The sequence below is a fragment of the Bacillus sp. E214 genome (assembly GCF_008087365.1).
GTDB lineage: Bacteria > Bacillota > Bacilli > Bacillales > Pradoshiaceae > Pradoshia.
Map to the genome: position 1 here is coordinate 565033 of NZ_VENN01000001.1, position 13193 is coordinate 578225.

Genomic DNA, 13193 nt, shown 5'->3' on the forward strand with positions numbered 1-13193 from the left:
TCCTCCGATCATGTATTTGTTTATACGATGGGATGGAAATGGCTGCTTTCTTTATCTCCGGGGTTTACCTTAATACGAAATAAAGTGAAAAAGCGTTGAATATGGCGTTTATCTATAATTGGCTGTTTCTTATTGCTTTTTAAAATCGGTTGATTCGTTCCTTCTTCATAGTGGTTACTGAAAAGGACTTTATTTTGCTTATGCACTATGAATAAGGCGGCTAACGGAAAGACAACCGAGAATAAAAAGGCAATTATTAATGTCTGCTGTATGACATCATAATCGTATTCAATTAATAATCCTATCATGGCTGGCAACTCTCCGTTTAAGATTTTCAAATTATGAAGTGATTTGTTATGGATACTATACCATTAAATGAATGCCAGGGATAGAAGAAGTTCTCTTATTAAGTGAGAAGAGACGAATAAGAAGGGAATAAAGTTTTAGCTGAGAGGTGAAGCAGTTTTTTGATTGATATTTACTTATATAAACAAAGGTGTTAGCTACCTTAATCATTATGCTGCAAGACCAAAATAAAGTTTAATAAAAGGATTTAACAATATTTTAATCGAATAAATATAGATGCATATAAAAGAGTCGGAATTCGAAGGGAAATTTCTTTATGTTTACTAGAATTAAAGAAGGGGGAGATAGATTTGGAAATAGATATATCAGGTGCAGGAATAAATTTTGGGCTATTTTGTATTGGAGTTGGATTAGCTTTATTGGGGCATTACGTAGGTAAAGGACTCATAAATTTTCGTCAGTCTAAAAATGTAATTGATTACAATGTGTTTTTAAAAGAGAGTGACCTAGCCTATGTTTTTAAATTAAATAGGAATGAAATAAAGGCTTTATTGACTGAATATCAGGATGTCCCTAAGCTGGTATTAAACGGAACTACCTATTATCCTAAAAATCAATTAATTGAATGGATTTCATCCGAGAATTTTAGCAGTTAAACGGACGGTTTAAGTAAAAAAAGAACAAACGGCTGGTTTCCCAGTCGTTTGTTCTGTTATTTATAAGCGAATAGACTCTATCCTATAAAAATACTTATATAGAAAGTAAGTAATCACACCGTAATAATGGTTACCTCAATATTTCCTCGCGTTGCTTTAGAATAAGGGCAAACCTGGTGGGCCATATCAGCATATTTTTTAACTTCTTCTTTATCCAAACCAGGGATAGAGACATCTAAGCGGACAGCCAGTTTAAAACCGCCATCTTCTTCATCTTTACCAATCGTTACATTAGACGTGACCGTTGTATCTACTTTTTTTCGATCCTTACGTAATACGAGGTTTAATGCACTGTCATAACAGGCAGCATATCCTGCTGCAAACAGTAATTCTGGGTTTGCAGCTTGTTCTCCGCTACCTCCCAATGCTTTTGGTTGCCTCACATCTAAATCTATAATCCCGTCTTCAGATTTTACATGTCCTTCACGACCGCCTGTAGATGTGACGGTTGCTGTATATAATGGTTCCATCAAACCAACTCCTTAATTAATGATATATAGCACTTTTCCCTATTTTGGTTTTATTAAACAGATTGTCAAAAGAATAGGTATTAATCATTATGAAAATATTTCCTTTTTTATCTAGACTACATAGAAAAGCTAGGCATATAATAATGGTGAAAGTAAATATATGGGAAGTAGTGTGTATATGTATGGAAACAGAAATGCTAACTATTTTTGATGAATCAGGTTCCGCGATTGGGGTAGCCACACGCGATGAAGTCCATAATAAAGGATATTGGCATCAAACCTTTCAATGTTATGTGGTTGGAAAAGAAAATCATGAAGAATATATGTATCTTCAACTTAGAAGTCATTTAAAAAAAGATTTTGCTAATGTTTACGATATAACTGCAGCGGGACATATTCTTTCAAACGAAACGGTAGCTGATGGTGTAAGAGAAGTTAATGAGGAACTTGGATTAAATGTTACCTATGATCAACTAAACAGCCTTGGTATGTTTCCTAATGTAATAGAAACAGAGACAATCAAAGACCATGAATTAAGTCATGTTTTTCTTTATGAAATGACAGAACCTATGGAGACTTTTATCCTGCAGCCGGAAGAAGTATCTGGAATGGCAAAAGCTCGATTATACGATTTTATTTCTTTTTACAATGGAGATTCAGATCATTTGGAGATTGAAGGCTATAAGCAGGATTCTAGCGGAGGTAAAACCTGGTTTAAGGAGACAATAAGTAAGGACCGGTTTGTACCGCATTCTAAGCAGTATTTTGTTAGCGTGGCAGAAGCTATTTGCTCTAACCGGAAAGCTTAAATCGAGGAAGTGCTTAGAAAAGATAAACGATCGGTAGCATAGTCAACTGAATCTCGGAATGGACATAGAAATCAAAGTAAATTATAACTCAATATATGCCGAGTCTATGCAGCAAGTCTATCAATCTGTGGGCTGGAATAAGCATACAATTGAAATGATTAATCAAGTATTCACAGTAAGCACGCATGTGCCATTGCTTTTAAAGAAGATAGACTAATTGGTTTTGGAAGAGCGCTATCAGATGGTGTATTTAATGGTGCGATTTATGATCTCGTAGTCCATACAGACGAACAGGGTAATGGAGTAGCTAAGGAAATTATTAACTCTCTATTAACACAATTGAATCCGTATCTTGTATCCACTTAATTTCGACAGTCGGAAACGAGGAATTTTATAAAAAATGCGGATTTTACCCATTGAAAACAGGTATGGCCCGCTATTTGAATCAGGAGTTGGCTGAAACCTATTTGGTTAAATAAAAAAGGGGGAATACAATGTTTGAACAGATTATAACGGAGGCAAATGAACTGCGTGCTCTGATAGGAGAACCAAGTAAACTAGTAAAAAATAAAGTGATTAAACGATTGGATGATCATTGTGTTCATTTCATAAGCAAATCTCCGTTTGTGTTTTTTGGTACAACGGATGGAAACGGGAATTTAGATGTTTCACCTAGGGGAGACCAAGCTGGATTTGTTCGAATATTGGATGAAAATTATTTGATAATTCCAGAACGGAGAGGCAATAAAAGAATGGACACCCTATACAATCTTCTAATGAACCCTGGAGTAGGCTTGTTGTTTATTATTCCAGGCTTGGGTGAAACCCTCCGTGTAAATGGAAAAGGGTACGTAGTAAAAGATCCAGACTTGCTTGAGTGTTTAGGTGTTAATGGAAAGACACCAAACATCGGTATTGGGGTTAAGGTAGAGGAATGCTTTATTCATTGTGCAAAAGCATTTATTAGATCAGAATTATGGAACCCGACAACGTGGCCAGATAAAAATTCTCTTCCTCAAGCTTCAAAGATACTTGCAGCGCATGCCAGCAAATTGAAAACAAGAGCTGAAGACATTGAAATTCAATTAAAGGAGGGTTACACAACCAGATTATATTAAGCAATTTTTTTGTTGCTCTCTGATAGTAATCTTATTCTTTCGCCACAGTAAAAATAAGACTGTTTTCGTAAGGATGTGGCTGTTCTTGTTATTTAAAGAAATCACGCGTTAATTCATGTACCTTTTTACATATTTATAGAGTGGTTTTACATCATTAATCGGTTTATTTTTTAATACATTAAGAAAATTGAGGAGCATCATATTGTCGTGTAAATATCTCGAAGTTCTCCCTCAATCTGTAAATCCAGTCTATATATGTTTTAATCAGGATAGAATGTTCACTTCACCGCATATATTCCATCGCCAAATTGCTTCTATCCGAGCTATAATATAATTAAATATTACAAATTGACCCCATTTTTAAAACTCTCCAACGAAAAAACATTCTAATCTGCCTATTTATATGAATTGAGGTGTTTATATGGAAAAAATCATTGAGGTACGCCGCCTCACCAAAACCTATGGTGACATTACTGCGGTGAATGATATTGATTTTTATGTAGAGCAAGGAAAGCTGTTTGCCTTCCTCGGTCCTAATGGCGCGGGCAAAAGCACGACAATTGATATGTTATGCACGCTCTTGAAGCCAGATAAAGGAGAAATCATCATCAATGGCTTTCAGATTGCTAAAAATGATTCAAAAATCCGTGAATCAATCGGGGTAGTCTTCCAGGAAAGTCTGCTCGACCCTCTCCTGACTGTACGGGAAAATCTCCTAACAAGAGCCAAATTCTATCAGATTCCAAAATCGGAGCTCAAATCCAGAGTGGAACAAGCAGCGATTGCAGCTGATGTCATGGACTTTATTGATCGCCCATACGGAAAATTATCAGGAGGACAAAGGCGCCGCGCTGATATAGCAAGAGCTCTTGTGAACACACCGAAGGTTCTTTTCCTGGATGAGCCGACTACCGGTCTTGACCCCCAAACAAGAAGAAGTGTTTGGGAGACGATTACGAACCTGCAAAGAGATCAGGGACTGACTGTATTCTTGACGACACATTATATGGAGGAAGCCGCCTCTGCCGACTATATCATGATTATTGATGATGGAGAGATTGTGGCAAAGGGAACTCCTTATGAACTGCGAAATACATATAGCTCAGATATGCTGAAAATTGAACCGATTGACTATGCTGCTCTCGATGAGCTTTTTCAAGCCAATGGAATCAGTTACAAAAACGAGCATCAACTGATGATCATTAAAATAGCGAATACAAAAGAGGCCCTCTCGATTCTAAAATTGGCAGAGCCCTTGATTGCAAATTTTGAAGTGATGCATGGGACAATGGATGACGTGTTCATCGAAATCACAGGAAAGGAAATACGTGCTGATGTTTAATTTAGCAAAGCGTAATCTAAAACTATTTTTTCGGGATAAAAGTGCGGTCTTCTTCTCCTTATTGGCCGTCTTCATTATCATTGGCTTATATGTCCTCTTTCTTGGAGATACCATTGCAGGGGACATGACCGAAATTAAGGAAGCTCGATACTTAATGGACAGTTGGATTATGGGCGGTCTTCTTGCCGTTACCTCTGTCACGACGACAATGGGCGCTTTTGGCACAATGGTAGAGGATCGGGCAAATGGCAATGCAAAAGATTTCTATGCTTCGCCATTAAAAAGGTATCAAATCGCTGGTGGTTATGTAATCAGTTCATTTATGGTCGGCCTCATCATGTGTATGGTCACTTTTGTCTTAGCGGAGATATATATTGTCGCAAACGGTGGGGAGCTTTTGCCACTCATAGGTATGTTAAAAATCATTGTGTTGATGTTCCTATCGGTTCTAGCCTCAAGCGCAATGGTGTTTTTCTTAGTTAGCTTCTTTTCAAGTGTTAATGCATTTGCAACTGGCAGTACGATTATCGGGACATTAATCGGATTTCTTACCGGCATTTACATACCAATTGGCAATCTTCCTGATGCTGTACAAATGATTGTGAAGATCTTTCCGGTCACCCATGCAGGCGTCTTATTTCGTCAGGTATTTATGGAAGAGCCCTTAAAAATATCATTCGACGGTGCACCAAGTGCTGCAGTCGATGGTTTTAAAGAAGAACTGGGTGTTGTGCTGACATATGGTGACTTTACTGCCCAAGGCAGCACGCATATTCTTGTCCTGGTAGGAGTCACCATTTTATTTTTCGCTCTTGCCGTATGGAATGTATCACGAAAGAAATCTTAGCAGGGGACATAGTTTCCTGCTATTTTCATGCACTAATATAGTTATCTTTTTCCTGAATCAATTTCATGTTAATCCAGCTAAATTGCCCTTCACCGCATCCTCAACCAGTATTTTTTAATAATGACTCTTATTCGATTATTATATCGAAGCTGTATGATCCTTTCTTATTCCCTAAAGCTTTAATTAGAATCAATATTAGGGAATGTGAATTGCAAATATTTTCCTAATATTTGATATAATGGTAGAGGTTGGAGAGAATTGAAAGTAAGAGGAATTACTATAAAGGTATATTTTTATAATTCAAACAGCAAAAATACCATTAACAAATACCGCGGAAAAATGATAATAAGGGGCGAATAAATTGATCAAAACCACTGAAGAATTGTTAATTGCTCTGCGAAGTGTTATTCAAGAAAGCCGAGTAACGACCAATCATACTATTTTAGAACAACACAGCATAGATGAATCGTATCATCGTGCTAGTCTGCCTGATATAGTAGTGTTTCCGACAAACACAGAAGAAGTGAGGGAGATAATTACTATAGCGGATCAATATAAAGTGCCGATTGTGCCATTTGGAAGGGGAACAAGCTTGGAAGGGCATGTTATTCCTTATGACCATGGAATCATGATTGACTTTTCTCTTATGGATAAAATAGTAGAGGTTAGGGAGAAGGACTTTCTTGTGAAAGTTCAACCAGGGGTGACGCGTTCTCAGTTGAATAAAGAGCTGAAAAAATACGGATTGTTTTTCTCCGTAGATCCGGGAGCAGATGCAACACTTGGTGGGATGGCAGCTACAAATGCCAGTGGAACAACATCTGTTAAATATGGAATTATGCGTGACCAAGTTCGGGATTTAGAGGTTGTTCTCGCAGATGGCACAGTGATTCATACAGGAAATTTAGCAGAAAAATCTTCTTCTGGCTATCATTTAAATGGTGTATTTGTTGGTTCGGAAGGGACACTTGGATGTTTTACTGAATTGACATTAAGAGTGTACGGTATTCCTGAAAATATTATGGCAGCGCGAGCATCCTTTAAAACAGTTAGTGATGCTGTTGAAGCAGTCTTGAATATTTTACAAGCGGGAATTCCAATTGCAAGAGTTGAGCTCGTAGATGAACCTTCTATGAAACAAGTAAACCTTCATAATAAGACGGCCTATCTGGAACAGCCAACCTTATTTTTAGAATTTGAGGGGAATGAGGCGGGCTTAAAGCAAGATGTTGAATTTATGAAAGAGATTGTGGAGGCTCACAATTGTGAACGTATTGAATTCGAGACCGATAATGCTGCTCGAAATCAGCTATGGGAAGCTCGCCATAATCTAGCTTACTCCTATATTCATGGACACCCAGGAAAAAAACTCATGATAACCGATGTTTGTTTGCCCCTTTCCGAGTTAGCAGGTGCTATTGCTCATGCAAGAGAAACACTTGATTTGTTAATGCTTACAGGCGGTGTTGTTGGGCACGTCGGTGATGGCAATTTTCATGTTCTGTTAATGATTGATATGAATGATTTTGATGAACTGAAAAGAGCTGATCAATATAATGAAATGATTGTCATGTATGCACTTGAACGAGGAGGAACTTGTACAGGAGAACATGGTGTCGGCATTGGGAAACAGAAATACCAAGAGAAAGAACACGGAGAAGCACTGCTGGTGATGGAAAAGATTAAACGGGTACTAGATCCAGATAATCTTCTAAACCCAAATAAAATTTTTAAAATAAAGAAAGAGAAATAAATAGATTGGTAGAATTTGTTTTAACCTTGATAGCTCTCTTAAGATAGAGACATGTATTGGTGGATGAGTTTTTATAATGATAACAGGAGGGTTTTAGGGGTGGAATTACAACAATGGTTTGAAAAAGGTTTAACAACGGAACAGTATATCGATGGTATGAAAACAAATAAAGAAAATCTCCTAAAGGTATATGAATCGTTCCATCTATCAGGGGAGAGTAAAGAGGCGCTTTTAACTATACCGCCCACTGGGATTAAGGTTATTGTGTTGACAGAAGATTGGTGCGGGGATGCAATGGTAAATATCCCGATTTTACTGCGTATTGCAGAGGCAACAAATATCGACGTTCGTTTTATCCTGCGTGACAGCAATTTAGAGTTAATGGATTAGTATTTAACCAATGGAACGGCTCGATCGATCCCGATTTTTATTTTCATAGATGAGGATGGAAATGAATTAACCGTCTGGGGACCACGCGCTGCTAAAATTCAACAAAGCTTTGAGGAATTGAAATCACAGTTACCAAGCGCAGATGCCCCTGATTTTAAAGAAAAACAACTTGAGATGTTCAAAGAATTTGTAAATAAATTTACGGTGGATTATGATACTTGGCATGTTATTGCAGATAGCATTATTAGTAAGTTAAAAGAAATTAAGTAGCGAGTGATTCATCTAAAAGTATTAGAAGAGGATATATCACCGAGAAAAGCTTAGGCGACATACAAGGACGGGCTTCAATGATTCAATAGAATGGAATCCAGCCGTAAAATTTTGACAATCATTTAACTTCAGGCTTCGGTAATTAGGAACTTAAAATCTAGATAATTGAATGTGTAGAGAAAATATTTTTGGAAAGGACAGAAGGAGCAGGCTTCCCAACAAGAAGAAACCTGCTTTTATATATGGGCCATTAAAAAATGTGAAAGGATTGCAAAGTCAATAAAAGACGGTGGAACTGCAAAGTTAGTCAAGTACTCAAAGGAATAGAATGCTGGTTATATGAAAGGATTTTTGAATTGGAGAAATATAAAAAAAGAAAGTGTCCGTTTGTTATTTCAATTGCTGCTGTTTCAGGTGGAGGAAAAACGACCATCACCTCTTACCTGAAAAATAATTTGCAAAATAGTGGAACTCTATCCTTTGATGATTATGATTTTAATGGTCCCAATGACATGATTAATTGGATTGATAATAGAGGTAATCCAGATGATTGGGATTTATCACCGCTTCTTACAGATATAAAAAAGTTAGTTAATGAACCGCTGGATTACATAATAGTAGATTTTCCATTCGCTAATTTACATAGTCAAATGAAGGAAATTATTGATTTTGCAGTATTTATTGATACTCCACTGGATATTGCCATGGCACGAAGATTAACTCGAGATTTTAGAAATGGTGCCGTTGAGGAGATTATGATGGATTTAAATTACTACATTGGTTGGGGAAGAAGGGGATATCTTCATATGTTGAATACGATCAAACCGATTTCTGACCTCATTGTAGATGGAACATTACCTGAATATGAGATTGTAAATATTATTACTAAAAAAATAGAAACATAGTTGATTTTAGGGGGTAAACATGGTGAATATACGCTATGTAACAACAGAAGAGGAAAAGCAAAAGGTCTTGTCAGCCTATTTTAAAGAAGGTTTGAGTGGTCAATTAGATACTTTTCCGAGTAAGGAGAAAAGAAAGCTGATCATTTTACAAAATATAAGTGAACGTTTTGAACTGGGGAGAGTATATTCAGAAATAGAAATTAACGAAGTATTGAAAACAATTTACGGTGATTTTGCAACAATTAGAAGAGAGCTTATCGTGTATGGATTTATGAATCGCAGCAAGGATTGTTCGGAATATTGGATAAAAGAAGATTAAATGGATAAAATTTATATTGAGCAAGCCAAGCAAAAATGTTAGGGGATAATAGGATATTTAAATTATGTTGAATGATGAACTATTTAGTCTCACCCTTTGGAGACCGGTATTCTATCAAACTATAGCGAAAGTCCACGGCTGTCAAATTGACGGTCTTCTTTTATGCTGTTAAAGAGCAGTTTAGTTGAAAACAAATAGTGGATTGATAAACTGAAATAAGTGTATATTTATACTATGAGTGTAATAATGAAACTAATTTGATTAGTAGGTTTTGTAATCATAATACAAGTATACTGCATGAAATAAAAGTTTATTTACATAATATGATTATTATACGGCAATCATTTCTTTTGACCGACGAAAAAGGGTATCGGATAACTAATTATATAAATTATACAACTAAGGGTGAGGTAGCATGAAAAACTTATTAAAAAAGATAACCCGATTTTTCAAAACAGATAAAGAGTTATTTATTGAAGAATTGAACGATTACCGCCAAATATTAGATGATGCTATAAAAATTTTAGAGGAGAACATTCAAATTTTAAAGTTAGCATTAGCAAAGCATATAGAAATCGGTCATTACTTGGATATGAAACAATCGAACAAGCTTATTCGAATTGAAAGTATAAATAAGTTAGTCACACAGTATGTGGATCATAAGAAAGATACAGCTGCCAGGGAAATGATTCGAGAAAAAGTTAAGGAACAGCAGAAATTACAATGTCTGAATGAAATAATAGATATGCATAATCAAAGAATCCAAGAATATCAATATAGGCTAAATAAAGCCCTTTGTGTTTTAGATAATGATAAAAGCAATCGAGAAGCTTTTATTATCAAACAGAAAATAGCATTACAGGAATTGGTGATTTCTGAAAAGTTAGACAGAGGGAACTGCAAGAAGCATATTGAACGGATTAAAAGGGAAATTATCGATAAAGAGTCCTATAAAGAACTTAATCCAAAAGAGGATACAGTAAATGAAGTGTTAATAGATAGCGAGATTGAGAAGGAACTTTCCATCTTTAAACTGAATTACTCTTCAAGTAATGTGTAAATCCTTTAAAATCAAAAGCTTATGTTGAGCTTTTATGAGGTTAGTTTTGGTCGGGCTAATCGAATAAAGGTTTATGATGCCATTAACGTATGAATATTAAGATTGAAGACAGGGAGATTATTTCTCTGTCTTTTTTACTTTTTCATTTAGGACTTCGCTTTCTTGCTGTTAAGAATGATCATTGCCATACTATCTTGTTCGATATTATCTTGGTTCAGTTTATCAACAGAAGAATTGAATTGAAGTAAGGATAATTACAACGATAACGAATGGAGTAAATTATAAATGGTGATAATTTAAATATTTTAATAATTCAAACACTTAAAGTATAATAATGGAATATCTGGAGATTTTTATTATTCCTACAAAACATTACATATTTCTCTTGAATGGGATGGAAGGTGAGGGATGGTAGTTGAATTATTCGTTACATCCACTTGGAGACCGAGCAATTTTAATTGAATTTGGCAAAGAGATAGATGAAGAGACCTATAACTCTGTCCGAAAGATAAGCAACATATTGGAAAGTGAGCAACCTGAGTGGCTGATTGAGGTGGTTCCCGCGTATACAACACTTACCTTATTTTATTCTCCTGAATATGTTTATCGAGCATTTCAGGAAAGTCGGCTACCATATGAAGTAATCACTAGTGAATTAAAAAGATTGCTAGACCGTCTTCAACCATCAATTAAAAACGAACAAAGAAGAGTGGAAATTCCAATTTGCTATGGCGGAGAATACGGTCCGGATCTAGTATATGTGGCTAAATATAATTATTTAACTGAACAGGAAGTTATTGAGATTCATTCAAGTGGTGATTATCTTATATACATGCTTGGTTTTGCACCTGGATTCCCCTATATTGGAGGAATGTCTAAGGAAATTTCAGCACCAAGAAGAAAATCGCCAAGACAAAATATACCCCCGGGAACGGTAGGAATTGCTGGTGAACAAACAGGAATTTATCCAATTGAAACACCAGGAGGTTGGCAGTTGATTGGTAGAACTCCTCTGAAATTATTTAATCCAACTGATTCGTCACCCACTTTATTGCAAGCTGGGGACCGGGTTCAATTTAAACCAATTAGCCCTGAAGAGTATGTCAGTCTGGAGGGGGAACGGCAATGTTAATAATTGAAAAATCGGGTTTGTTAACCTCCATTCAGGATTTAGGAAGGTATGGATTTAAAAAATATGGGATTATCACAGGCGGAGCAATGGATCCGTTATCTCATAGAATGGCAAATCTGTTGGTCCAGAATCATGAAAATGAACCGACGATTGAAATGACCCTCTATGGTCCAACTATACGATTTTTAGAGAATACGATAGTTTCTTTGTGCGGAGGAAACTTATCCCCTTCTTTAAATGGCAGGCCAATGCAAATGGCAAGTCCTATTCACATTCAAAAAGGGGATGTTCTGACATTCGGCCAGCCTAAGACAGGATGCCGTGCCTATTTAGCAATACGCGGGGGCATAAAGATTCCAAAAGTGATGGGGAGCTATTCCACTTATTTACGTGCACAAATAGGGGGATTCAAAGGGAGACCTTTGCAAAAGGGCGATCACTTAGGGGCTGGTCCTTTAAAACTTGAGAGGGATGTAATTAGCACGAAGTGGTTTGCTTCGGACTTGTTGCATATAGAGCCAGAAGGCCGTAAAAAGGTAAGGGTTTTAAAGGGCAGGCATTTTGAAGAATTTACAAAAAGGAGTATAGATGCCTTTTCTAAGCAATCTTATAAAATTTCTCCTCAATCAGATAGAATGGGTTATCGTCTTGATGGAGTCTCGCTTGAACTTTTTAAGCAGAAAGAGATTATTTCAGAAGCCGTCACTTTTGGGACGATACAGGTTCCTGCAAATGGGAAACCAATTATATTGATGGCTGATAGTCAGACGATCGGCGGCTATCCAAAAATAGCAGAAGTTATTTCGGTTGATTTGCCAGTTGTTGCCCAGGCAAAACCAGGTGATTCTTTGCAATTTGAATTCGTCACATTGGATGAGGCGCAGCAGCTTTATATTAATCAAGAAAAACAACTGAAAATTTTAAAAAGGGGAATTGGGATGAAATTTAATAAGGGGAAACAATATGTATAAGATTGACATTAATTGCGATATGGGAGAAAGCTTTGGGCAGTATCGATTGGGGCGAGATGAAGAGATACTAAATTATGTATCTTCAGCTAATATAGCCTGTGGTTTTCATGCAGGCGATCCATCGACAATGAAGAAAACAGTACGGTTAGCGCTTTCGAAGGGAGTTGGAATAGGAGCACATCCGGGTTTTCAGGATTTAATAGGTTTTGGGCGCAGGGAAATGAGGGTTAGTCCTGAGGAAGCCTATGATCTGGTAATCTATCAAATCGGTGCATTATATGCGTTTACAAAGGCAGAGGGAGGCAAGCTACAGCACGTAAAACCGCACGGAGCTTTATTTAATATGGCGGCAAAGGATGTTGCTCTGTCCGAAGCCATTTCGGAAGCGGTATATGATGTCGATCCTGAATTGATTTTATTTGGATTATCCGGTGGAGAATTGGTGAAGGCGGCCAAACGTATTGGTTTACGTGCTGCCAGTGAGGTTTTTTCAGACCGCACTTATCAGGCGGATGGAACATTAACCTCCAGAACGGAAGCCAATGCATTGATTAAAGATCCAACAAAAGCCATTCATCAAGTTGTTCGTATGGTGAAAGAGCAGAGGGTTACTTCCGTTCAGGATGAGGTGATAACGATAAAAGCAGATACAGTCTGTATTCATGGAGATGGAGAAAACGCGTTGGAATTTGCAAAGCAAATCTCAGAAACATTAAAAAGAGAAGATATCGAAATTCAAAAAATAGATCGTTTCATAAATGAATTGATATAAAAAATCTCTTTGG

18 protein-coding genes and 1 pseudogene are annotated in these 13193 nt (G+C 36.7%); 17 read left to right on the forward strand and 2 right to left on the reverse strand.

The window, feature by feature from the left end; translation table 11 throughout:
* Positions 1–20 precede the first annotated feature (20 nt).
* Complete coding sequence (locus tag FHY47_RS02680) at positions 21–338, reverse strand: hypothetical protein (protein ID WP_187393415.1); 318 nt, start codon at positions 336–338, stop codon at positions 21–23.
* 318 nt (positions 339–656) lie between these two features.
* Here FHY47_RS02680 and FHY47_RS02685 point away from each other — a divergent pair, with 318 nt between their 5' ends.
* Positions 657–962 (forward strand): DNA-binding protein, encoded by a 306-nt coding sequence (locus FHY47_RS02685; protein ID WP_148629603.1) that lies wholly within the window; start codon positions 657–659, stop codon positions 960–962.
* A 113-nt stretch (positions 963–1075) separates the two neighbouring features.
* On the opposite strand, the gene FHY47_RS02690 is transcribed toward FHY47_RS02685, so the two are convergent.
* The gene (locus tag FHY47_RS02690; protein WP_140461321.1) at positions 1076–1492 is read right to left on the reverse strand and encodes an organic hydroperoxide resistance protein; all 417 of its coding nucleotides are present in this window, start codon (positions 1490–1492) and stop codon (positions 1076–1078) included.
* 182 nt (positions 1493–1674) lie between these two features.
* Between FHY47_RS02690 and FHY47_RS02695 the strand changes: the two genes are divergently transcribed.
* The 16 genes and pseudogenes from FHY47_RS02695 (at position 1675) to FHY47_RS02755 (ending at position 13180) form a co-directional block, all read left to right on the forward strand.
* A complete protein-coding gene (locus FHY47_RS02695; RefSeq protein ID WP_066099964.1) occupies positions 1675–2301 on the forward strand; it encodes an NUDIX hydrolase in 627 nt (208 codons plus the stop codon).
* A gap of 58 nt (positions 2302–2359) precedes the next feature.
* A complete protein-coding gene (locus FHY47_RS19405; protein ID WP_316245981.1) occupies positions 2360–2518 on the forward strand; it encodes a hypothetical protein in 159 nt (52 codons plus the stop codon).
* Complete coding sequence (locus tag FHY47_RS19410; protein WP_316246002.1) at positions 2518–2667, forward strand: GNAT family N-acetyltransferase; 150 nt, start codon at positions 2518–2520, stop codon at positions 2665–2667. The genes FHY47_RS19405 and FHY47_RS19410 overlap by 1 nt, the downstream gene beginning before the upstream one ends.
* Before the next feature lie 128 nt (positions 2668–2795).
* Positions 2796–3419: a pyridoxamine 5'-phosphate oxidase family protein gene (locus FHY47_RS02705; protein ID WP_148629605.1), complete on the forward strand. Its 624-nt coding sequence runs from the start codon at positions 2796–2798 to the stop codon at positions 3417–3419.
* A gap of 421 nt (positions 3420–3840) precedes the next feature.
* Positions 3841–4761, forward strand: a complete 921-nt coding sequence (locus FHY47_RS02710) for an ABC transporter ATP-binding protein (protein ID WP_139891164.1) — start codon at positions 3841–3843, stop codon at positions 4759–4761.
* Entirely contained in the window at positions 4754–5608 is an 855-nt protein-coding gene (locus FHY47_RS02715) for an ABC transporter permease (RefSeq protein WP_066099955.1), read from the forward strand. Before FHY47_RS02710 ends, FHY47_RS02715 begins: the two co-directional genes overlap by 8 nt.
* Before the next feature lie 361 nt (positions 5609–5969).
* Positions 5970–7361, forward strand: a complete 1392-nt coding sequence (locus FHY47_RS02720; RefSeq protein ID WP_139891162.1) for an FAD-binding oxidoreductase — start codon at positions 5970–5972, stop codon at positions 7359–7361.
* A gap of 99 nt (positions 7362–7460) precedes the next feature.
* Positions 7461–7859 (forward strand): annotated as a pseudogene (locus FHY47_RS02725) (thioredoxin family protein); the annotation flags it as partial.
* Positions 7860–7868: 9 nt separating this feature from the next.
* Positions 7869–8021 (forward strand): hypothetical protein, encoded by a 153-nt coding sequence (locus FHY47_RS19130; RefSeq protein ID WP_262365993.1) that lies wholly within the window; start codon positions 7869–7871, stop codon positions 8019–8021.
* Between the two features lie 356 nt (positions 8022–8377).
* The gene (locus FHY47_RS02730; protein ID WP_066099948.1) at positions 8378–8926 is read left to right on the forward strand and encodes a nucleoside/nucleotide kinase family protein; all 549 of its coding nucleotides are present in this window, start codon (positions 8378–8380) and stop codon (positions 8924–8926) included.
* A 22-nt stretch (positions 8927–8948) separates the two neighbouring features.
* Positions 8949–9245: a DUF2087 domain-containing protein gene (locus FHY47_RS02735; protein WP_262365956.1), complete on the forward strand. Its 297-nt coding sequence runs from the start codon at positions 8949–8951 to the stop codon at positions 9243–9245.
* A gap of 415 nt (positions 9246–9660) precedes the next feature.
* Positions 9661–10305: a hypothetical protein gene (locus FHY47_RS02740; protein WP_140461326.1), complete on the forward strand. Its 645-nt coding sequence runs from the start codon at positions 9661–9663 to the stop codon at positions 10303–10305.
* An 89-nt stretch (positions 10306–10394) separates the two neighbouring features.
* The gene (locus tag FHY47_RS18790; RefSeq protein ID WP_187393416.1) at positions 10395–10553 is read left to right on the forward strand and encodes a hypothetical protein; all 159 of its coding nucleotides are present in this window, start codon (positions 10395–10397) and stop codon (positions 10551–10553) included.
* 167 nt (positions 10554–10720) lie between these two features.
* Positions 10721–11437, forward strand: a complete 717-nt coding sequence (gene pxpB, locus FHY47_RS02745) for a 5-oxoprolinase subunit PxpB (RefSeq protein ID WP_140461327.1) — start codon at positions 10721–10723, stop codon at positions 11435–11437.
* A complete protein-coding gene (locus tag FHY47_RS02750; RefSeq protein WP_066099934.1) occupies positions 11431–12408 on the forward strand; it encodes a 5-oxoprolinase subunit C family protein in 978 nt (325 codons plus the stop codon). The genes pxpB and FHY47_RS02750 overlap by 7 nt, the downstream gene beginning before the upstream one ends.
* Entirely contained in the window at positions 12401–13180 is a 780-nt protein-coding gene (locus FHY47_RS02755) for a LamB/YcsF family protein (protein WP_066099931.1), read from the forward strand. The genes FHY47_RS02750 and FHY47_RS02755 overlap by 8 nt, the downstream gene beginning before the upstream one ends.
* Positions 13181–13193 lie beyond the last annotated feature (13 nt).